The 21,528-nt window shown below is 50.4% G+C and carries 20 protein-coding genes, 2 tRNA genes and 2 other RNA genes; 13 read left to right on the top strand and 11 right to left on the bottom strand.

Annotation, left to right across the window (positions count from 1 at the left end; all coding sequences use genetic code 11):
• Window positions 1-36: 36 nt before the first annotated feature.
• Window positions 37-480 (top strand): Lrp/AsnC family transcriptional regulator, encoded by a 444-nt coding sequence (locus GJ746_RS14930; protein WP_154680911.1) that lies wholly within the window; start codon window positions 37-39, stop codon window positions 478-480.
• A 211-nt stretch (window positions 481-691) separates the two neighbouring features.
• Here GJ746_RS14930 and GJ746_RS14925 read toward each other — a convergent pair.
• The 6 genes from GJ746_RS14925 to GJ746_RS14900 all read right to left on the bottom strand — a co-directional run bounded on the left by GJ746_RS14925 (window position 692) and on the right by GJ746_RS14900 (window position 2,752).
• Window positions 692-823, bottom strand: a non-coding RNA gene (locus GJ746_RS14925) — RtT sRNA.
• 45 nt (window positions 824-868) lie between these two features.
• A non-coding RNA gene (locus GJ746_RS14920) (RtT sRNA) lies at window positions 869-1,000 on the bottom strand.
• Between the two features lie 46 nt (window positions 1,001-1,046).
• Window positions 1,047-1,131, bottom strand: a tRNA-Tyr gene (locus GJ746_RS14915).
• Between the two features lie 35 nt (window positions 1,132-1,166).
• Window positions 1,167-1,251 (bottom strand) — tRNA-Tyr (locus GJ746_RS14910).
• 157 nt (window positions 1,252-1,408) lie between these two features.
• Complete coding sequence (purU, locus tag GJ746_RS14905) at window positions 1,409-2,251, bottom strand: formyltetrahydrofolate deformylase (protein WP_004103121.1); 843 nt, start codon at window positions 2,249-2,251, stop codon at window positions 1,409-1,411.
• A 42-nt stretch (window positions 2,252-2,293) separates the two neighbouring features.
• Window positions 2,294-2,752, bottom strand: a complete 459-nt coding sequence (locus GJ746_RS14900) for a YchJ family protein (protein WP_154680910.1) — start codon at window positions 2,750-2,752, stop codon at window positions 2,294-2,296.
• Between the two features lie 112 nt (window positions 2,753-2,864).
• Here GJ746_RS14900 and rssA point away from each other — a divergent pair, with 112 nt between their 5' ends.
• The 3 genes from rssA to galU all read left to right on the top strand — a co-directional run bounded on the left by rssA (window position 2,865) and on the right by galU (window position 5,976).
• Window positions 2,865-3,764: a patatin-like phospholipase RssA gene (rssA, locus tag GJ746_RS14895; RefSeq protein WP_154680909.1), complete on the top strand. Its 900-nt coding sequence runs from the start codon at window positions 2,865-2,867 to the stop codon at window positions 3,762-3,764.
• A gap of 98 nt (window positions 3,765-3,862) precedes the next feature.
• A complete protein-coding gene (gene rssB, locus GJ746_RS14890) occupies window positions 3,863-4,876 on the top strand; it encodes a two-component system response regulator RssB (RefSeq protein WP_154680908.1) in 1,014 nt (337 codons plus the stop codon).
• Window positions 4,877-5,073: 197 nt separating this feature from the next.
• Entirely contained in the window at window positions 5,074-5,976 is a 903-nt protein-coding gene (gene galU, locus GJ746_RS14885; RefSeq protein WP_154680907.1) for a UTP--glucose-1-phosphate uridylyltransferase GalU, read from the top strand.
• A 133-nt stretch (window positions 5,977-6,109) separates the two neighbouring features.
• Here the strand turns inward: galU and hns are convergent, their stop codons facing one another.
• Window positions 6,110-6,517, bottom strand: a complete 408-nt coding sequence (gene hns, locus GJ746_RS14880; RefSeq protein ID WP_004121719.1) for a histone-like nucleoid-structuring protein H-NS — start codon at window positions 6,515-6,517, stop codon at window positions 6,110-6,112.
• Window positions 6,518-7,075: 558 nt separating this feature from the next.
• Here hns and tdk point away from each other — a divergent pair.
• Entirely contained in the window at window positions 7,076-7,693 is a 618-nt protein-coding gene (tdk, locus tag GJ746_RS14875; RefSeq protein ID WP_154680906.1) for a thymidine kinase, read from the top strand.
• A gap of 177 nt (window positions 7,694-7,870) precedes the next feature.
• Here the strand turns inward: tdk and adhE are convergent, their stop codons facing one another.
• The gene (adhE, locus tag GJ746_RS14870) at window positions 7,871-10,546 is read right to left on the bottom strand and encodes a bifunctional acetaldehyde-CoA/alcohol dehydrogenase (RefSeq protein ID WP_154680905.1); all 2,676 of its coding nucleotides are present in this window, start codon (window positions 10,544-10,546) and stop codon (window positions 7,871-7,873) included.
• 478 nt (window positions 10,547-11,024) lie between these two features.
• Between adhE and GJ746_RS14865 the strand changes: the two genes are divergently transcribed.
• The 7 genes from GJ746_RS14865 to GJ746_RS14835 all read left to right on the top strand — a co-directional run bounded on the left by GJ746_RS14865 (window position 11,025) and on the right by GJ746_RS14835 (window position 18,891).
• Window positions 11,025-11,672 carry a YchE family NAAT transporter gene (locus tag GJ746_RS14865; protein ID WP_154680904.1) on the top strand — a complete coding sequence of 216 codons (648 nt, stop codon included), beginning with the start codon at window positions 11,025-11,027 and terminating at the stop codon, window positions 11,670-11,672.
• 746 nt (window positions 11,673-12,418) lie between these two features.
• Complete coding sequence (oppA, locus tag GJ746_RS14860) at window positions 12,419-14,050, top strand: oligopeptide ABC transporter substrate-binding protein OppA (RefSeq protein ID WP_154680903.1); 1,632 nt, start codon at window positions 12,419-12,421, stop codon at window positions 14,048-14,050.
• Between the two features lie 87 nt (window positions 14,051-14,137).
• A complete protein-coding gene (gene oppB, locus GJ746_RS14855; protein ID WP_154680902.1) occupies window positions 14,138-15,058 on the top strand; it encodes an oligopeptide ABC transporter permease OppB in 921 nt (306 codons plus the stop codon).
• A gap of 14 nt (window positions 15,059-15,072) precedes the next feature.
• Window positions 15,073-15,981 carry an oligopeptide ABC transporter permease OppC gene (gene oppC / locus GJ746_RS14850; RefSeq protein ID WP_154680901.1) on the top strand — a complete coding sequence of 303 codons (909 nt, stop codon included), beginning with the start codon at window positions 15,073-15,075 and terminating at the stop codon, window positions 15,979-15,981.
• A gap of 11 nt (window positions 15,982-15,992) precedes the next feature.
• The gene (locus tag GJ746_RS14845) at window positions 15,993-17,006 is read left to right on the top strand and encodes an ABC transporter ATP-binding protein (protein ID WP_154680900.1); all 1,014 of its coding nucleotides are present in this window, start codon (window positions 15,993-15,995) and stop codon (window positions 17,004-17,006) included.
• Window positions 17,003-18,007, top strand: coding sequence for a murein tripeptide/oligopeptide ABC transporter ATP-binding protein OppF (oppF, locus tag GJ746_RS14840; protein WP_154680899.1), 1,005 nt, complete (start codon window positions 17,003-17,005; stop codon window positions 18,005-18,007). Before GJ746_RS14845 ends, oppF begins: the two co-directional genes overlap by 4 nt.
• Before the next feature lie 47 nt (window positions 18,008-18,054).
• Entirely contained in the window at window positions 18,055-18,891 is an 837-nt protein-coding gene (locus tag GJ746_RS14835; protein WP_154680898.1) for an ion transporter, read from the top strand.
• Between the two features lie 65 nt (window positions 18,892-18,956).
• Here GJ746_RS14835 and GJ746_RS14830 read toward each other — a convergent pair whose 3' ends face one another.
• Both GJ746_RS14830 and cls read right to left on the bottom strand, forming a co-directional pair.
• On the bottom strand, window positions 18,957-19,286 hold the full coding sequence (locus tag GJ746_RS14830) for an HI1450 family dsDNA-mimic protein (protein ID WP_004103097.1): 330 nt from the start codon (window positions 19,284-19,286) through the stop codon (window positions 18,957-18,959).
• Window positions 19,287-19,320: 34 nt separating this feature from the next.
• Window positions 19,321-20,781: a cardiolipin synthase gene (gene cls, locus GJ746_RS14825; RefSeq protein WP_154680897.1), complete on the bottom strand. Its 1,461-nt coding sequence runs from the start codon at window positions 20,779-20,781 to the stop codon at window positions 19,321-19,323.
• Between the two features lie 143 nt (window positions 20,782-20,924).
• Between cls and GJ746_RS14820 the strand changes: the two genes are divergently transcribed.
• Window positions 20,925-21,098 (top strand): YciY family protein, encoded by a 174-nt coding sequence (locus tag GJ746_RS14820; RefSeq protein WP_154682734.1) that lies wholly within the window; start codon window positions 20,925-20,927, stop codon window positions 21,096-21,098.
• Between the two features lie 58 nt (window positions 21,099-21,156).
• Here GJ746_RS14820 and GJ746_RS14815 read toward each other — a convergent pair whose 3' ends face one another.
• Complete coding sequence (locus tag GJ746_RS14815) at window positions 21,157-21,453, bottom strand: YciI family protein (RefSeq protein WP_154680896.1); 297 nt, start codon at window positions 21,451-21,453, stop codon at window positions 21,157-21,159.
• Window positions 21,454-21,528: the final 75 nt, after the last annotated feature.

Genomic DNA, 21,528 nt, shown 5'->3' with positions numbered 1-21,528 from the left:
AATGGCTAAATCTCTTATTAAAATTAGGTGAAAGTGATGGATTACCTTATCGATGATATCGACCGACAAATTTTAGCCTGTCTGGTGGAGGATGCTCGCGTATCGCTGAAGGTGCTGAGCGGTCGTATCGGCCTGACATCTCCCAGTACGGCGGAGCGTCTTAAAAGGCTTGAGGAGCGGGGCGTGGTTCAGGGGTACGGTGCGCGCGTGAATCTGGCGGCGCTGGGGTACACCCTCCAGGCGCTGGTGCGCGTGCGTCCGCTGCCCGGGCTGCTGCATAAAGTGGATAAATACATTCAGGCGATGCCGGAGTGTAATGAGAGCGACAAAGTGACCGGAGAGGACTGTTTTGTGATCAGGCTGGTGGTACGTTCGATAGAGCAGTTGGATAGCCTGCTGGACGGTCTGGCGGAGCATGCCCAGTGTAATACCTCTATCGTAAAGAGCTCGCCGGTGAAGCGTCGGCTGCGGCCGATGTAGTTGTGCGCCGCCGGGAAGCTGCCCGCAGTCTGCTGCGGTTATTTCGCCGGGCCGTGCTTCGGGATGAGCCGTTTTGTGGCCCCGATAAACGCGGCGCTATACGGGAAAAAAGCGCTCGAATCGAACCTGGTCGAAGCTTCTCATCCTTCCCCGTACCGGAAGAATATATGGCAGTGTGCTTTGAATGGAAGAGTGTGCAACAGAGAAGTGATGGTGGTGGGGGAAGGATTATTCGTCGCTTCGCTCCTCACCCTTCGGGTCGTTGCCTGCGGCAACGCTTTCTCGCTGGCGCTCGAATCGAACCTTGGTCGAAGTTTCTCATCCTTCCCTGCATCGGAAGAATATAAGGCAATGTACCTATGTGAGAGTCGGTGCGTTCTGGAAGTGATGGTGGTGGGGGAAGGATTATTCGTCGCTTCGCTCCTCACCCTTCGGGTCGTTGCCTGCGGCAACGCTTTCTCGCTGGCGCTCGAATCGAACCTTAGTCGAAGCTTCTCATCCTTCCCTGTACCGGAAGAATATATGGCAGTGTGCTTTGAATGGAAGAGTGTGCAACAGAGAAGCGATGGTGGTGGGGGAAGGATTCGAACCTTCGAAGTCGATGACGGCAGATTTACAGTCTGCTCCCTTTGGCCGCTCGGGAACCCCACCAGGGGTAATTCATATTGTATAGGTAAAGCCTGAAATGGTGGTGGGGGAAGGATTCGAACCTTCGAAGTCGATGACGGCAGATTTACAGTCTGCTCCCTTTGGCCGCTCGGGAACCCCACCACGGGGTAATACTTTGTACAGGCCGGCTTCCTGGTGGAAGCGGGGCGCATCATATCAAATGAGACGCCCCTGTAAAGTATTCCTTTGATAAAAATAAACCGGTTGCCTGATTTTTATGCGCAAAGATGCAAAGCTAACCAGTTAATTTTATTATCGATTAAAGAATAATCGTCCGGTTGCCGTAAACAAATACCCGCTGTGCAAGAACCTGATACAGCGCGCGGCTCAGGACATTCTTCTCGACGTCACGGCCCGCGCGCATCATATCCTCAGCGGTATAGGTATGATCGACGTGAATAACGTCCTGCATAATAATCGGGCCTTCATCCAGATTATCGTTCACGTAGTGGGCGGTGGCGCCAATAATCTTCACCCCGCGGTCGTATGCCTGGTGATACGGGCGCGCGCCGATAAAGGCTGGCAGGAATGAATGGTGAATATTAATAATCTTATTCGGGAAGCGAGAAACAAACTCAGGGGTTAATACCCGCATATATTTCGCCAGCACCACGTAATCCGGCTCATGGGCGGCAATAGCGTCTCCCATTTGTTTATCATGCTCTTCGCGAGTTAAACCCTCATGGCTTACCAGCTGGAAGGGGATATCAAAACGTTCAACCAGCGAGCGCAGCGTTTCGTGATTGCCGATGACGGCGGCAATTTCTACATCCAGTCCGCCATAGTTGGCTTTCATCAGCAGATCGCCGAGGCAGTGCGCCTCTTTGGTTACCAGAATGACTACCCGGCGGCGTCCCGCTGGATTGAGCTCACGGATTGAACCCTCCGGCAGCGCGCTGTCGAGGTCGGCCAGCAGAACAGAGTCATTAAAAATACCCTCAAGCTCGGTGCGCATAAAGAAACGGCCGGTCCGATGGTCAACAAACTCATTGTTTTGCACGATATTCAGTTCATGCTTGTAGCAGATATTAGTGATACGCGCGATGAGGCCTTTCTGATCAGGGCAAATGGTGCGTAGTACTTTTCGTTGTAGTGAGTGCATCGCGGGGAAAATCCTGTAGTGTTTGCTATTCCTGCTGCTGGCTTACTGGCCGCAGCATTTTTTAAATTTTTTACCTGAACCGCAAGGGCAGGGATCGTTACGACCGATTAGCGGTCGCGTGCCGTCAATATAATACCACTGTCCGTTTTCTTTTAAGAATCTGGATCGTTCAATAATGGCCCCGGAGCGGTTATCGTCAGCGTAACGAGCGATAAAACTGACGAAGCCTTCATCAGGGTTCTTGCCCTTATCGGCGGCGAAGACGGTAAGACCATGCCATTGAGTGCGAATAAAACCGTTTTCAAGGTCTGCGCGAAACCGCTGCGCCTGACAGGATGGGTGCCAGGTTTTAATCAGATAGTCGGCGTCCTGCATAACAAATGCGCTATAGCGGGAGCGCATCAGCTGTGAAGGGTCCGGTGCCAGCTGCGCACCCGTCAGATAACGCTGACAACATGAGCTATAATCCAGAGCGCTGCCACAGGGGCATAATGGTGACAAAACGGCCTCCATGGGAAAAAGAAAGACGGCCCTACGCCGCCAGAGCGCAATATGTTAACTGAGGTATGACGATGACGCCATGCCCGGAGTGGAAGGATATGTTTCGGTAATAATGAGAAAGCTCAAAATCGGTCTGGCGTTAGGAGCTGGAGCCGCCCGCGGGTGGTCCCATATCGGCGTGATTAATGCGTTACAGCGAGCGGGCATTGAGGTTGATGTCATCGCAGGATGCTCCATAGGATCGCTGGTGGGGGCGGCCTACGCCTGCAATCGGCTTCCGGCGCTGGAGAAATGGGTATGCTCATTCAGTAACTGGGATGTACTGAAGTTAATGGATCTCTCCTGGCAGCGAGGCGGCCTGCTGCGCGGCGAACGAGTGTTCAGCCAATATCGCAAACTGCTGCCTGTCACCGAGATTGAACGCTGTGAGCGTCGATTTGCCGCAGTGACAACAAATTTAAGTACCGGTCGTGAGCTTTGGTTTACGCAGGGGGATTTGCATCTGGCAATACGCGCCTCTTGCAGTATGCCTGGCCTGATGTCACCGGTGATGCATAATGGTTACTGGCTGGTGGATGGCGCGGTGGTTAATCCCGTGCCAGTGTCTCTGGCCCGCGCGATGGGTGCTGATATCGTCATTGCCGTTGATTTGCAGCACGATGCGCATCTGATGCAGCAGGATTTGTTATCGATGGAGATGCCGCGTCCGGAGAATGATGAAGACTTCTCGTGGCATTCACGCTTGCGTTCCCGTCTGGCGCGCATGACCGCTCGTCGGGCGACAAGAGTGCCAACCGCTATGGAAATTATGTCGACCTCGATTCAGGTTCTGGAGAATCGCCTTAAGCGAAATCGTATGGCGGGAGACCCACCGGATATTCTGATTCAGCCCTTTTGCCCGCAAATATCCACTCTGGATTTTCATCGCGCTGGCGAAGCGATAGCCGCCGGAAATCTGGCAGTTGAAAAGAGAATGGATGAACTATTACCTCTGGTGCGTACCTCCGTGTAGCGCATTTGATGCATACTTAACATACTTAAGTTAATTCTGACAGGCGGTAGAGCGAATAGCATGCCACTATTAAATTATCGTCAGTCAGGGGAGAGATCATGACGCAGCCATTGGCGGGAAAACAGATTCTGATAGTTGAAGACGAACCCGTTTTCCGCTCTCTTATGCATGCCTGGTTATCTTCGCTTGGGGCGACCATCGTCCAGGCGGAAGATGGCGTGGATGCCCTGCAAAAAATGGCCGAGTCAAAACCCGATTTGATGATTTGCGATATCTCAATGCCGCGAATGAACGGACTTGAGCTGGTGGAACACGTACGTAATCAGGGCGAACAGCTGCCGATTCTGATGATTTCAGCTACGGAAAACATGGCGGATATTGCTAAAGCTTTACGTCTTGGGGTCCAGGATATCCTGCTTAAACCGGTAAAAGATTTCGATCGGCTGAGAGAAACGGTTTATGCCTGCCTCTATCCCAATATGTTCAACTCGCGTGTCGAAGAAGAAGAACGCCTGTTTGAGGACTGGGATGCGCTGGTAAGCGATCCGACGGCGGCGTCAAGGCTGCTACAGGAGCTTCAGCCTCCGGTCCAGCAGGAAATGTCGCGTTGTCGCATTCACTATCGCCAGCTTGTCTCGGCCGATAAGCCCGGACTGGTGCTCGATATTGCTCCGCTATCAGAAAATGATTTGGCGTTTTATTGCCTGGACGTCACTCGGGCTGGTGATAATGGGGTTCTTGCGGCCTTATTGCTGCGCGCGCTGTTCAATGGGCTGCTGCAGGAGCAGCTCGCCCATCAGGGACAACGATTGCCGGAAATGGGGAGCCTGCTAAAACAGGTCAATCAATTACTGCGTCAGGCTAACCTGCCTGGGCAATTTCCATTACTGGTCGGCTATTACCATAGTGGCTTGAAAAATTTAATTTTAGTCTCTGCGGGTTTGAACGGCACGCTGAATACGGGAGAACACCAAATTCAGATTAGTAATGGCGTTCCGCTAGGGACATTAGGTAATGCATATCTCAACCAAATAAGTCAACGCTGTTCATCATGGCAGTGCCAAATTTGGGGGGCTGGTGGACGTTTACGCCTTATGTTGTCTGCGGAATGAACGATTATTCTTATTTTTATGCACGCGGGATTACCACGCGATCTTTTGTGGTGATACTATCCTGGGGTTTAATGCGTAAAATTCCTAATTCGAAGATATCCAATCCTTTTCGGAACAGGTTTGACTGAGCAGGCTGATATACTCGAAACTATATTATTAACGAGAAGTTTAAAAAACGAACAGTCCAGGAGATTTCAATGGCTGCGCTTAATTCTAAAGTAAGAAAAGCTGTCATCCCGGTTGCGGGATTAGGCACTAGGATGTTGCCCGCTACTAAGGCTATTCCGAAAGAAATGTTGCCGCTGGTTGATAAGCCATTAATTCAATACGTTGTTAACGAATGTATCGCTGCCGGGATTACTGAAATTGTGCTGGTTACGCACTCTTCAAAAAATTCTATTGAAAACCATTTCGATACCAGTTTTGAACTGGAAGCAATGCTGGAAAAACGTGTTAAACGCCAGCTTCTGGAAGAAGTTCAATCTATTTGTCCGCCACACGTCACTATTATGCAAGTGCGTCAGGGGCTGGCTAAAGGTCTTGGCCACGCTGTGCTTTGCGCTCACCCGGTTGTTGGTGATGAGCCGGTGGCGGTTATTTTACCGGACGTCATTCTGGATGAATATGAATCCGATCTGTCCCGCGATAACCTGGCGGAAATGATCGCTCGCTTCGATGAGACCGGCGCGAGCCAGATAATGGTTGAACCGGTCGAAGATGTGACCGCGTACGGCGTTGTCGATTGTAAGGGGCAGCCTCTGCTGCCGGGTGAGAGCGTGCCGATGGTTGGCGTGGTTGAGAAACCGAAGGCGGACGTTGCACCATCTAATCTGGCGGTTGTCGGTCGTTATGTGCTGAGCGCGGATATTTGGCCGCTGCTGGCAAAAACGCCTCCGGGAGCTGGTGATGAAATTCAGCTGACCGATGCCATTGATATGCTGATCGAAAAAGAAACGGTTGAAGCCTATCATATGAAAGGTAAAAGCCATGACTGCGGCAATAAGCTGGGCTATATGCAGGCTTTTGTTGAATATGGCGTACGTCATAAATCGTTGGGCGCAGAATTTAAAGACTGGCTGGAAAAAGCCGTAGCGAAGTAATCATCCGCTACGCAGTGAAAGGCCGGGGGCGAAATTCGTTTCCCGGCTTTTTTATGCCTGTACGGTGCGGAGTCGATTAACAGATAAAAAAAATCCCGCCGAAGCGGGATTTTTAAACGGATACGATAGCTTATTACAGCAGGAAATCGTCCAGAGATTTACCCTGCTCATCCATCGCTTTCTTGATCACTGCCGGAGTACGGCCCTGACCAGTCCAGGTTTTAGTTTCGCCGTTTTCGTCAACGTAGCTGTATTTAGCCGGACGTGCAGCGCGCTTGGTTTTAGTTCCTGCTTTAACTGCCGCCATGGTGCTCAGCAGTTCATTCGGATCGATACCGTCAGCAATCAGCATTTCACGGTATTGCTGCAGTTTACGAGTACGTTCTTCAATTTCTGCAGCAGCAGCGCTTTCTTCTTCACGACGTTCGTTAACCACAACTTCTAATTTTTCCAGCATTTCTTCGAGCGTTTCAAGGGTGCATTCTCTTGCCTGCGCACGAAGAGTACGGATGTTGTTCAAAATTTTAAGTGCTTCGCTCATTGTAGTAATCTCAAACTTATATTGTGGGGTGGTTTGTTGGACTAATAATAGAGCGATAAATTCAGATGTGCAATAGGGGAGAATGTAAGGAAGTCAAAATAACTTGTTATTTGTCTCGGGAATTAATTCATTTAACTTAAATTTTATGTGCGGGTTCACATCTTTCTCGCTTATACGGAGGTGAGCGACATAAGCTAAAACCCTGAGATAGTATGCTTTTTCCGATGCGTGCTGAGAAAAATTATACTTTGCATGGATAAATATGATTGTCGGTATTAGCACAATGGTCATGATGATGTTTAATATAAAACACTTGTCCGCAGTGGTTATAGCTATCAGAAAAATGCCAGGTAGGCACAAAAGGACAATACTGATGTAAGAAAGCTCCGCTTTGGTCGTACGAATAGCAGGCATTGTGATTGTATTAAGATTCTTAATCTTTCAGGTATCCACAGCCTGAACATTCTTCGCAATACCCATACCGAGAAGGCTGATAGCAGGAGAATATATGATACAATTTTACCGCGAAAAAACACATTGATTGGGGTTACGCGGCCGATGGCACAACTTTATTTCTACTATTCAGCAATGAATGCAGGCAAGTCTACCGCTCTGTTACAGTCTTCATACAATTACCAGGAGCGAGGGATGCGTACCGTGGTTTATACCGCAGAGATCGACGATCGCTTTGGTTCGGGGAAAGTGAGCTCAAGGATTGGCCTCTCTTCGCCTGCCCGGTTATATAATACCCAAACTGCGTTATTTACTGACATTGCCGATGAACATAAGCGCCAACCAATTCACTGCGTGTTAGTTGATGAGAGCCAATTTTTAACTCGTGAACAGGTGCGTGAGCTGTCTGAGGTTGTGGACCAGCTTGATATTCCCGTGTTGTGTTACGGTCTGCGTACAGATTTTCGCGGCGAACTTTTTACCGGCAGTCAATATTTGCTCGCATGGTCCGATAAGCTGGTTGAATTAAAGACTATCTGTTTTTGCGGCCGTAAGGCAAGTATGGTGCTGCGTCTCGATCAGGAGGGGCGCCCTTACAATGAGGGTGAACAGGTAGTGATTGGCGGTAATGAACGTTATGTTTCCGTGTGTCGTAAGCATTATAAAGAGGCGTTAAGCGAAGGTTCACTGGCCTTTGTGCAGAACAAACAGCGCTCCTGCTAATACCTCCCGTTAAATCTTCCCAGGCGCTCTACCGCGCCTTTTTTCCTGGTCACCGTCTCTTCCCCATTGATTACACATTTCGTCCGCCTGAGGTGATTTTTAGGCCGCTGAGCGACAGATATAAAAAAGCCCCATCAAAAGATGGGGCTCATTGTAACGGTGTTAGTTAAGAGCAGATTACGCGGATTTTTTCGCTTTTTTCTCAGCTTTAACCGGGGCTGCGTCTTTTTTCTCTTCCACAGCGCCTTCAACGTAGTTACGTCCGTAGTAGGTATCCAGCAGAATCTGCTTCAGTTCGGCAATCAGCGGGTAGCGCGGGTTAGCGCCGGTGCACTGGTCATCGAATGCATCTTCAGACAGTTTATCTACATGGGCCAGGAAGTCAGCTTCCTGCACGCCAGCTTCGCGGATAGACTTAGGAATACCCAGTTCAGCTTTAATTTCGTCCAGCCAGCCAAGCAGTTTTTCAATTTTAGCTGCGGTACGGTCGCCAGGAGCAGTCAGACCCAGATGGTCAGCGATCTCAGCGTAGCGACGACGGGCCTGCGGGCGGTCGTACTGGCTGAATGCTGTCTGCTTGGTCGGGTTGTCGTTGGCGTTATAGCGAATAACGTTGCTGATCAACAGGGCGTTCGCCAGACCGTGAGGAATGTGGAACTGAGAACCCAGTTTGTGCGCCATTGAGTGACATACGCCGAGGAAGGCGTTTGCAAACGCGATACCGGCGATAGTTGCGGCACTGTGTACACGCTCACGCGCTACCGGGTTTTTAGAACCTTCATGGTAGGACGCCGGCAGGTTTTCTTTCAGCAGTTTCAGCGCCTGCAGAGCCTGACCGTCAGAAAACTCGGAAGCCAGGACGGAAACGTAAGCTTCCAGAGCATGCGTCACCGCATCAAGACCACCAAAAGCGCACAGTGACTTCGGCATTTCCATGACCAGGTTAGCGTCAACAATCGCCATGTCCGGGGTCAGCGCGTAGTCAGCCAGCGGGTATTTCTGACCAGTTGCATCATCGGTAACAACCGCGAATGGCGTAACTTCAGAGCCAGTACCGGAAGTCGTGGTGATTGCCACCATTTTGGCTTTAACGCCCATTTTCGGGAACTTGTAGATACGTTTACGGATATCCATAAAGCGCAGCGCCAGTTCTTCGAAGTGGGTTTCCGGATGCTCATACATCACCCACATAATTTTTGCAGCATCCATCGGGGAGCCGCCGCCCAGCGCGATAATCACGTCTGGTTTGAAAGAGTTGGCCAGCTCAGCGCCTTTACGCACGATGGTCAGAGTCGGGTCAGCTTCTACTTCAAAGAAAACTTCAGTTTCTACGCCAGCAGCTTTCAGCACAGAGGTGATCTGGTCTGCATAGCCGTTGTTGAACAGGAAGCGGTCAGTCACGATCAGCGCGCGTTTGTGACCATCAGTAATCACTTCATCCAGTGCGATTGGCAGTGAGCCACGACGGAAGTAGATAGATTTCGGAAGTTTGTGCCACAACATGTTTTCAGCTCGCTTAGCAACGGTTTTCTTGTTGATCAGGTGCTTAGGACCAACGTTTTCCGAGATGGAGTTACCACCCCATGAACCACAACCCAGAGTCAGGGAAGGTGCGAGTTTGAAGTTATACAGGTCACCGATACCACCCTGAGAAGCAGGGGTGTTGATCAGGATACGCGCGGTTTTCATCAGTTGACCGAAGTAAGCAACGCGCTCTGGCTGGTTATCCTGGTCGGTATACAGGCAGGAGGTATGGCCGATACCGCCCATAGCAACCAGTTTTTCAGCTTTATCAACAGCGTCTTCGAAATTCTTCGCGCGATACATCGCCAGCGTCGGAGACAGTTTTTCGTGTGCGAACGGTTCGCTTTCATCAACGTCAGTCACTTCACCAATCAGAATCTTGGTGGAGACGGGTACGGTGAAGCCAGCCAGCTCAGCGATTTTATACGCCGGTTGACCAACGATAGCCGCGTTCAGGGCACCGTTTTTCAGAATGATATCCTGAACCGCTTTCAGCTCTTTGCCCTGCAGCAGGTAGCCGCCGTGGCTTGCGAAACGTTCGCGAACGGCGTCGTATACTGAGTCAACAACCACAACGGACTGCTCAGAAGCACAAATTACGCCGTTATCGAAGGTTTTAGACATCAGCACGGAAGCAACGGCACGTTTGATATCAGCGGTTTCGTCGATAACAACCGGGGTGTTACCTGCACCTACGCCGATGGCTGGTTTACCGGAGCTGTATGCTGCTTTAACCATGCCCGGACCGCCGGTCGCAAGGATCAGGTTGATATCCGGGTGATGCATCAGCGCATTTGACAGTTCTACAGAAGGCTGGTCAATCCAGCCAATCAGATCTTTCGGCGCACCGGCAGCGATTGCGGCCTGCAGTACGATATCTGCAGCTTTATTGGTCGCATCTTTAGCACGCGGATGCGGAGAGAAGATGATAGCGTTACGGGTCTTCAGGCTAATCAGAGACTTAAAGATAGCGGTTGAAGTCGGGTTAGTTGTTGGCACGATACCGCAAATAATACCAATCGGTTCAGCGATAGTAATGGTACCGAAGGTGTCGTCTTCAGACAGGACGCCACAGGTCTTTTCATCTTTATAAGCGTTATAGATGTATTCAGAAGCAAAGTGGTTTTTGATCACTTTATCTTCGACGATACCCATGCCGGATTCGGCAACGGCCATCTTTGCGAGAGGGATTCGAGCATCTGCGGCGGCCAGAGCGGCGGCGCGGAAGATTTTATCAACTTGTTCTTGAGTGAAACTGGCATATTCACGCTGGGCTTTTTTTACGCGCTCTACGAGTGCGTTAAGTTCAGCGACATTAGTAACAGCCATAATGCTCTCCTGATAATGTTAAACTTTTTTAGTGAATCAGTAGCTCGATTCGACAGTATAGACAGTGTGTTAACGGCTTGCATGTAAATGTTAACGTAAAGAATTTTGTGCTTCTGACTTCACCGATTGACTAAAAAAGCTTTTATTTTTTCGTTCAGGTACCGCTGTTTTTCCTCCCCGTTGTGTGTAAACAAGGTTACTCACTTCTGAGTACAATTTATGTGATCTAAATCAATAATCGTCGAAGCTGATACCTTTCAGCAGGTCATTTTTTGACCTCTTTGATAAAGTGTAATGATTCGGTATGCTAATTAAATGACTAAATAGCATTAAGGAAACAAATAAATAACATCCAGCGCTTATTATGAACCCAAACATGAATAGAGATGAATTATGCTATCAAACAGCGTATCTTCTCGCGGATATTTTATGCTGGTAGCTGTCAACAGCCGTTTTTAATGAAGCCGCGGAGCGCATAGTGACTCAATCGTTGTTTGATTTTTCAGCTTATTTCAAATTTTTCATTGGCTTGTTCGCACTGGTAAACCCCGTCGGTATTATTCCTGTCTTTATTAGTATGACCAGCTATCAAACGGCGGCGGTGCGCAACAAAACCAATCTGACGGCTAACCTGTCAGTCGCCATTATCCTGCTAACGTCTCTGTTTTTAGGTGACGGCATTTTGCAGATCTTTGGTATCTCTATCGATTCTTTCCGAATTGCTGGCGGAATTCTGGTTGTCACTATTGCCATGTCGATGATTAGCGGCAAGCTTGGTGAAGATAAACAGAACAAGCAGGAAAAATCAGAAACGGCAATCCGCGAGAGTATTGGCGTTGTGCCCCTGGCGCTGCCTCTGATGGCGGGGCCTGGCGCCATTAGTTCAACCATTGTCTGGGGAACCCGATATCATAGCGTCGCTCATTTTTTAGGGTTTGCCGTTGCCATTGCTCTTTTCGCTCTGTGCTGTTGGGGAATTTTCCGTATGGCCCCCTGGCTGGTTCGCCTGCTTGGGCAAACGGGTATTAACGTAATCACTCGTATTATGGGGCTGCTGCTGATGGCTCTTGGTATTGAGTTTATTGTTACCGGGATAAAGGCGCTTTTTCCGGGTCTGGTGAATTAAACTCTGCTCCGCGCGCGGGACAGCCTGTTCCGCGTTTGCTCATTATCAGCAAAACCTATTAATAAAAATGATGTATCCGCCAGTGATAATATTTTTCAATATTATGGTATTTCCCTTTATTATCAGATTGTTATGATTTCTCTTCGCGATGTCCTGCGCTTTTTGCCCATCTTAATGACTGTTATTTTCTTCACATCATTCTCTGGCGCTTGCCGTCAGATAATCGAAATGATATTAGTAATTTCTCCAGTGAAGCAGATGAATGTGCTAAATAATAGTCAATTGTTAATTTTTCGTACAAAAAAGCACCGCTTCAGCATTGTCTGGCTCCTGACGGGAGAGAACTGATGTATCTATATGATAAAAAAGATTTTAATCGTTTACGGTTGACGGGGAGGGGACAAATCCTCATCAATTTGAAGGCCACAAAAGAGAAACCGGTAACATATTTGCAAATTGCATTGGCGGATAATAAAGCGTTTTGGTACTTTCCGGCGTTATCTTAAGCCGTATAAACAGGCAAATGAGAATTTTTATTAAATAGCTCTTCGCAATTTAATATCGCCTCCGGACAGGGGGGAAGAATCGACGTCAAGGCTGCCGTCTGAGCGGTCGTAATAAATAAGTCGGTGATAGCAAGCAGTACTCTCTGGCAGCGGCATAAACTCCTGCCCTGTGCAGAATCCAGAAAAGAGAAACAGGCTGGTTAAATAGCCAGTAATTATAATGATTGGAGTAACAAACACATGACCATCATCACGAAAAAAAGCCTGGTAGCTGCAGGAGTCATTTCTGCGCTAATGACTATTAATACCGCCGTGGCGGCAGATGTACCAGCAGGGGTACAGCTAGCGGATAAACAAACGTTAGTTCGTAACAATGGCTCAGAAGTTCAGTCGCTTGACCCGCATAAAATTGAAGGCGTGCCAGAATCCAATATCAGTCGTGATTTATTTGAAGGGCTGCTGGTGAGCGACCTTGACGGCCATCCGGTAGCGGGCGTTGCTGAAAAGTGGGACAACAAAGATTTTAAAGTCTGGACTTTCCATCTGCGTAAAGATGCAAAGTGGTCCGATGGTACGCCGGTCACGGCACAAGATTTTGTTTATAGCTGGCAACGTCTGGCGGATCCGAAAACCGCTTCTCCCTATGCGAGCTATCTGCAGTATGGTCATCTCGCCAACGTTGACGACATCATCAGCGGTAAAAAACCAGCAACGGACCTGGGCGTAAAAGCGCTGGACGATCATACTTTTGAAGTTACTCTCAGCGAGCCGGTGCCATATTTCTATAAACTCCTCGTTCATCCATCGGTTTCTCCGGTTCCTAAATCCGCTATTGAAAAATTTGGTGAGAAGTGGACTCAGCCCGCGAATATCGTCAACAACGGTGCGTATAAACTAAAAGATTGGGTCGTCAACGAGCGCATTGTACTGGAACGTAATACTAACTATTGGGATAACGCTAAAACCGTAATTAATCAGGTCACCTATCTGCCGATTTCTTCTGAAGTCACTGACGTCAACCGCTACCGCAGCGGTGAAATCGATATGACCTATAACAATATGCCGATTGAACTGTTCCAAAAACTGAAAAAAGAGATCCCGCAGGAAGTTCACGTCGATCCGTATCTGTGCACCTATTACTACGAAATCAATAACCAAAAAGCACCGTTTACCGACGTTCGCGTGCGTACTGCACTGAAGATGGCCCTGGACCGCGATATTATCGTTAATAAAGTGAAAAATCAGGGTGACCTGCCGGCCTACAGCTACACTCCACCATATACCGATGGCATGAAACTGATTGAGCCTGAGTGGTTTAAGTGGTCACAGGAAAAACGTAATGAAGAAGCGAAAAAGCTGCTGACCGAAGCGGGGTATACAGCTGATAAGCCGCTGACCTTCAATCTGCTCTATAACACCTCCGATTTACATAAAAAACTGGCCATCGCCGTGGCGTCTATCTGGAAGAAAAACCTGGGCGCAAACGTGAAGCTGGAAAATCAGGAATGGAAAACCTTCCTGGATAATCGCCATCAGGGTACCTTTGATGTCGCGCGCGCAGGTTGGTGTGCCGACTACAATGAACCGACCTCCTTCCTTAACACCATGCTGAGCGGTAGCTCAAACAATACCTCGCATTATAAGAGCCCGGCATTTGATAAAATCATTGCTGAAACGCTGAAAACCAGCGACGAAGCGAAACGTGCAGACCTGTATGCCCAATCTGAGCAGCAGCTGGATAAAGACTCGGTCATCGTTCCGGTCTTCTATTATGTTAACGCCCGTCTGGTTAAGCCGTGGGTAGGTGGATATACCGGCAAAGATCCGCTGGATAATACCTACACAAGAAACATGTACATTGTGAAGCACTAATGGCAATACGTGGGGCAGGCATTATCGCCTGCCTCACGGTGTCTATTTCATCGCACTATTGAAGGCACACGCCAGAAGGTACGGGCAATGTTAAAATTTATCTTTCGTCGCTGTCTGGAAGCGATTCCGACGCTATTTATTCTAATTACCATCTCCTTCTTTATGATGCGTCTTGCGCCTGGTAGCCCTTTTACCGGCGAGCGTACGCTGCCGCCGGAAGTGATGGCGAATATTGAAGCAAAATACCATTTAAACGACCCTATCATGACCCAGTACTTCAATTATCTGAAGCAGCTGGCGCACGGTGATTTCGGTCCTTCCTTTAAGTATAAAGACTATTCAGTTAACGATCTGGTGGCCTCAAGTTTCCCGGTATCTGCCAAATTAGGCATGGCGGCGTTTTTTCTGGCCGTGGTACTCGGCGTGACCGCCGGCGTTATTGCGGCATTGAAGCAAAACACTAAATGGGACTTCGTGGTGATGGGGGTGGCAATGACCGGGGTTGTCATACCCAGTTTCGTCGTCGCACCTTTGCTGGTCATGATTTTTGCAATCACGCTGCACTGGCTACCGGGCGGAGGATGGAACGGCGGGGCGCTGCAGTATATGATTTTGCCGATGGTAGCTCTGTCGCTGGCCTACATCGCCAGCATCGCGCGTATTACCCGCGGCTCCATGATTGAAGTCCTGCACTCCAACTTCATTCGCACAGCACGCGCAAAAGGCTTGCCGATGCGCCGCATCATTCTGCGCCACGCTTTAAAACCCGCGCTGTTGCCGGTGCTGTCCTATATGGGACCCGCTTTTGTCGGCATTATTACCGGCTCGATGGTTATCGAAACCATTTACGGCCTGCCGGGAATTGGTCAACTGTTCGTCAACGGCGCGCTGAACCGTGATTACTCGCTGGTACTCAGTCTGACCATTCTGGTTGGCGCATTGACCATTCTGTTTAACGCGATTGTTGACGTGCTGTATGCCGTTATCGATCCGAAGATCCGTTACTGACGCTGGGGCTCGCCATGATGTTAAGTAAGAAAAACAACGAGGCGCTGGAAAACTTCAGTGAAAAACTGGAAGTCGAGGGACGCAGTCTTTGGCAGGATGCCCGCCGCCGCTTTATGCATAACCGCGCCGCGGTTGCCAGCCTGATAGTGCTGGTGATCATTGCGCTGTTTGTCACCATCGCGCCGATGGTTTCGCAGTTCTCCTATTACGATACCGATTGGGGCATGATGTCCAGCGCGCCTGATATGGAGTCCGCGCATTACTTTGGTACCGATTCTTCAGGACGTGACCTGCTGGTGCGTGTGGCCATTGGCGGGCGTATCTCATTAATGGTCGGCGTAGCTGCTGCGCTGGTGGCGGTGGTGCTGGGGACGCTGTACGGCTCGCTTTCTGGTTATCTCGGCGGCAAAGTGGATTCGGTGATGATGCGTCTGCTGGAAATCCTCAACTCGTTTCCCTTCATGTTCTTCGTCATTCTGCTGGTAACCTTCTTTGGCCAGAACATCTTGTTAATTTTTGTCGCGATTGGGATGGTCTCCTGGCTGGACATGGCGCGTATCGTTCGCGGTCAGACTCTGAGCCTGAAACGTAAGGAATTTATTGAAGCCGCACAGGTCGGTGGCGTTTCAACGGGCAATATCGTGATCCGCCATATCGTACCTAACGTGCTTGGAGTGGTTGTAGTGTACGCCTCACTGCTGGTCCCGAGCATGATTCTGTTCGAGTCTTTCTTAAGCTTCCTCGGCCTGGGTACTCAGGAGCCGTTAAGCAGCTGGGGGGCGCTACTCAGCGATGGCGCGAACTCGATGGAAGTATCGCCGTGGCTGCTGTTATTCCCTGCCGGTTTCCTGGTGGTAACGCTGTTTTGTTTTAACTTTATCGGCGATGGCCTGCGTGATGCCCTCGACCCGAAAGACCGCTAAGGAGCGCCGTCATGACTACGATTGAAACGGCGAAAGCGCCGCAGACAGTACAGCAATCCGGGCTACTTCTGGATGTGAAAGATCTCCGCGTTACCTTTGCCACCCCCGATGGTGATGTGACCGCGGTAAACGATCTCAATTTTAATTTACGGGCTGGGGAAACCCTGGGCATCGTGGGTGAGTCCGGCTCAGGAAAGTCGCAGACCGCTTTTGCGCTGATGGGGTTGCTGGCGGCAAACGGCCGCATCGGCGGATCCGCGACGTTTAACGGCAAAGAGATCCTGAATCTTCCGGAACGTGAACTGAATAAGCTGCGTGCCGAGCAGATCTCCATGATTTTTCAGGACCCGATGACGTCGCTTAACCCCTATATGCGGGTAGGCGAGCAGCTGATGGAAGTCCTGATGCTGCATAAAGCACTGAGTAAAGCCGAAGCCTTCGAAGAGTCGGTGAAAATGCTGGATGCGGTTAAAATGCCGGAAGCGCGCAAGCGGATGAGAATGTATCCGCACGAGTTTTCTGGCGGGATGCGCCAGCGCGTCATGATTGCTATGGCGCTGCTGTGCCGGCCTAAGCTGCTGATCGCTGATGAGCCGACAACCGCGCTGGACGTGACCGTGCAGGCGCAAATTATGACGCTTCTGAATGAACTGAAGCGTGAATTCAATACGGCGATCATTATGATTACCCACGATCTCGGCGTCGTCGCCGGCATCTGCGATAAGGTGCTGGTGATGTACGCCGGGCGTACTATGGAGTATGGCCAGGCGCGCGATGTTTTTTATCATCCGTCGCACCCGTACTCTATTGGTCTGCTTAATGCGGTACCGCGTCTTGATGCGGAAGGGGATGCTCTGTTAACGATTCCAGGCAATCCGCCAAATCTTCTGCGCTTGCCGAAGGGATGTCCGTTCCAGCCGCGCTGTCCGCACGCGATGGAGATTTGCAATAGTGCTCCACCCCTGGAGGAGTTTGCTCCGGGTCGTCTGCGCGCCTGCTTTCAACCGGTGGGGGATTTGCTATGAACGCCGTTACGGAACAAAGAAAAGTCCTGCTCGAAATCGCCGATCTGAAAGTGCACTTTGACATTAAAGACGGTAAACAGTGGTTCTGGCAGCCGTCGAAAACGCTGAAGGCAGTGGATGGCGTGACTCTGCGTCTTTATGAAGGGGAGACGTTGGGGGTCGTCGGGGAGTCCGGATGCGGGAAATCGACATTTGCGCGGGCGATCATCGGTCTGGTGAAAGCCACCGATGGTAAAGTCGCCTGGTTAGGTAAAGATTTACTGGGCATGAAGGCCGAAGAATGGCGCGATGTACGTAGTGATATACAGATGATCTTTCAGGATCCGCTGGCGTCGCTAAACCCGCGCATGACTATCGGGGAAATTATCGCCGAGCCGCTGCGCACCTATCATCCTAAAATGCCGCGTCAGGAAGTTCGCGATCGCGTTAAAGCGATGATGATGAAAGTCGGTCTGTTGCCAAACCTGATTAACCGTTACCCGCATGAGTTTTCCGGCGGCCAGTGTCAGCGAATTGGTATTGCGCGGGCGCTGATCCTCGAACCGAAGCTCATTATCTGTGATGAGCCGGTTTCGGCGCTGGACGTATCTATTCAGGCGCAGGTCGTGAATCTGCTGCAGCAGCTGCAGCGTGAAATGGGGCTGTCGCTAATTTTCATCGCCCACGACCTGGCGGTAGTGAAGCATATTTCCGACCGTGTGCTGGTGATGTACCTTGGGCACGCCGTGGAGCTGGGAACCTACGATGAGGTGTACCATAATCCCCTGCACCCCTACACCAAAGCGCTGATGTCGGCGGTACCGGTTCCGGATCCCGATAAGGAAAGAAACAAAACTATCCAGCTACTGGAGGGGGAATTACCCTCGCCGATTAATCCACCGTCGGGCTGCGTATTCCGTACGCGGTGCCCTATTGCCGGGCCGGAGTGCGCGAAAACGCGACCGGTTCTGGAGGGCAGCTTCCGGCATGCGGTTTCCTGCCTGAAGGTAGACCCGTTATAATCTCCTGGGCTGGCGCGTAAGCCAGCCCTTTTTTTAGCGAGGTTAAGGTGGTTTTAAATATTCATGCCGCTCGTTTGCGGCTGTATCATTTACTCTTCGATCAGAACCGGCGCTCTGGTCGCCATTTCGAAGGGCTGTGCGGCGTTTTTGCACTGCTTAGCGTTCTGGTGATATTTATCGAGTCCGGGCTGGGTACGCAATATCACCTGACCGTCGATGAATGGCATATTTTCGTCTGGCTGGAACTGGTGATTACCGCGGTTTTTACCGTCGAATATTTTTTGCGCATTATCAGCTGGCCTAATCCGCTAAAGTATATTTTCAGCTTTTGGGGAATTATTGACCTGGCGACTATTTTACCGCTTTATGTTATGTGGCTGTGGCCGGAAATCAGTCTTGATTATGTCTTCGCCTGGCGGGCAATGCGCGCCATCCGCGCGTTGCGTATTCTTAAACTACTGCGTTTTATGCCGTCGCTGAATGTTTTCTGGGCCGCTATCGTCAGCGCTCGCCATCAGCTGATCCTTTTCTATTCTTTTATTGCCATCGTGATGGTGATTTTCGGGGCGCTGATGTATCTGGTCGAGGGGCCGCAATATGGTTTTACTACGCTTAATGCGTCGGTGTACTGGGCGATTGTGACGATAACAACAGTGGGATATGGCGATATCACGCCGCATACGCCGCTGGGGCGAATACTGGCCTCGATACTTATCTTAATCGGCTACTCAATTATTGCGATTCCGACCGGCCTGATTACCACCCATATGACCACAGCGTTTCAGAATCGCCGTACTCAGCGTGTATGCCCGAATTGCCAGCATCATTCTCATGAAAAAGACGCTCGTTACTGCAACGCCTGCGGCAGCGTTCTGCCTGAGTAAATAAAAAAGCCTGCCCTGGTTAAAACAGGCAGGCTTCATTTGTCCGACTCTTTACGGCAAAAGACTTATTCGCGCCACAGGATATGGCAGAGCTTGTGGTCTTTTTCGCGGCATAGCAGTACGCGAGCAAAAATATCGTTTATCTCTCCACCATCTTCATCGGCCAGGCCAATAACGACTTCAGCGAAGAAATCAGGGTTTAAATCGAAGTCAACGTGCTCTTCCCAGTCCGGAGCCGGGTCAAACAGTTCAGCGCCGCCGCGTTCTTCAAACTGCAGATTGAACAGAATGACATCTGCCGGGTCGAGGTTGTCGACTGCCAGCTCGAGAAAAATGTCGTATGCCTGTTCAAGCGTTTCGTCTTCGGTCAGGCGATTGTTTAAATCCATATCCATGATTGTTACCCATTAAACATCTGATTGGCACGTTTTACAGCAACGGACTGAAGAAGTAAAACAGTCGCTCGGCGATCCGCTGCCACAGCGGACGTTTTAACCACAGTCTGGCGTCCAGCAGCCGCGAGCGGGAGATATAATCGTCCTGCACAGCCGCCAGATCGCTACCAAATCCGGCATCGTCAATCACCAGCGTAATTTCAAAGTTGAGCCACAGGCTACGCATATCGAGGTTAACGGTTCCCACCAGGCTGAGTTCTCCGTCAACCAGTACACTTTTTGTATGCAACAGGCCACCTTCAAACTGGTAAATTTTCACCCCGGCCGCCAGCAGTTCGGTAAAGAAAGCGCGGCTGGCCCAGCCAACCAGCAGCGAGTCGTTCTTGCGCGGCAAAATAATGCTGACATCGACACCGCGCTGGGCTGCCGTGCAGATAGCATGCAGGAGGTCGTCGCTGGGGACAAAGTAGGGGGTCGTCATGATCAAATGCTCTTTAGCTGCATAGGCGGCAGTTAACAGAGCCTGATGAATCAGATCTTCCGGGAATCCCGGGCCCGAGGCGATGGTATGAATCGTATGCCCGCTGGCCTCTTCGAATGGCATAATGTTCGCGTCCGGAGGTGGCGGCAAAATACGTTTCCCGGTTTCAATCTCCCAGTCGCAGGAGTAGACAATTCCCATCGCGGTCGCGACCGGGCCTTCCATTCGCGCCATCACGTCAACCCACTGCCCAACGCCGGAGTCCTGCTTAAAGAAACGCGGATCGACCAGATTCATACTGCCGGTATAGGCAATATAGTTATCGATCATGACCATTTTGCGATGCTGACGCAGGTCCATGCGGCGCAGGAAGACGCGCATCAGGTTTACCTTTAAAGCCTCGACGACTTCAATTCCGGCATTGCGCATCATGGCGGCCCAGGGGCTGCGGAAGAAGGCTACGCTACCGGCAGAATCGAGCATCAGGCGGCAATGCACGCCGCGCCTGGCCGCTGCCATCAATGACTCGGCGACTTTATCGGCCATCCCTCCGGGCTGCCAGATATAAAACACCATCTCAATATTGTGGCGCGCGAGCTGAATGTCGCGAATGAGCGCCTGCATGACGTCATCGGATTCGGTGAGTAACTGAAGCTGGTTACCTTTGACTCCGCCTATTCCCTGACGGCGTTCGCACAGCTGGAACAATGATTCCGCCACCGGGCTATTTTCATCGGCAAAGATATGCTTACAGGCTTTGAGATCCTTTAACCACTTGGCCGTGGAGGGCCACATTGCTCGCGCACGTTCCGCCCGACGCTTACCCAGATGCAGTTCGCCAAAGGAGAGATAGGCGATAATCCCCACCAGAGGAAGGATATAAATGATTAACAACCACGCCATCGCTGAGGGGACGGCGCGTCTTTTCATTAATATGCGTAATGTTACACCGGCGATAAGTAGCCAGTAACCGAGTATGACCAGCCAGTTCACCACCGTGTAAAAGGTTGTCATAGATGAAAAATCCTTTTGAATGTCTTTATGAGATGAGTTTACGCATCAACATCCATCTGGCAAATAAAAACGCAGCGAAAGCGTTGGTTAGCCAGATTCATCGGTCTATAATGCAGGCTGTTTTCACTCGTAGAGTAGTAGCAATGAAGCGTAGTAGAACGGAAGTAGGGCGCTGGCGCATGCTTAGACAGGTGAGTCGCCGTAAAGCACGCTGGCTCGAAGGGCAATCGCGTCGCAATATGCGCATCCTCTCCATCAGAAAGGGGCTGGTTAAGCGGCAACGTCACTCTCTGCTGTTCACCTTTTCAGAGTTTTGAGAGTCGAAACAAAAGGCACCGCTCGCGGTGCCTCTGCTTTTATGCCAACAATTCGTTTTTAGAATACTTTTTTGAAAGGTTTTACAGATACTTTCTGATAAACCCCAGCGGCAATATACGGGTCGTCATTAGCCCAGGATTGTGCCGCTTCCAGTGATTCAAACTCCGCAATAACCGTTGAACCGGTAAAGCCAGCCGCGCCGGGCTCATTACTGTCTACCGCAGGCATAGGGCCAGCGGTCAGTAAGCGACCTTCATCATGTAATAATTGCAAACGCGCAAGGTGGGCGGGACGTACCGACGTCCGTTTTTCCAGAGAGTCGGCGATATCTTCAGCGTAGATAACGTAAAGCACGGCATGGCTCCTTATCAATAAATTGGCGAATCACGTTAAGTGAAACCGTTGTTGACTGCAATGCAAAGATGCTCA

Origin of the sequence: Klebsiella oxytoca (genome assembly GCF_009707385.1) — a bacterium.
Lineage (GTDB): Bacteria > Pseudomonadota > Gammaproteobacteria > Enterobacterales > Enterobacteriaceae > Klebsiella > Klebsiella oxytoca_C.
Note: the sequence above shows the minus strand (reverse complement) of the source record. Positions and strands in the feature narration are given on the sequence as shown.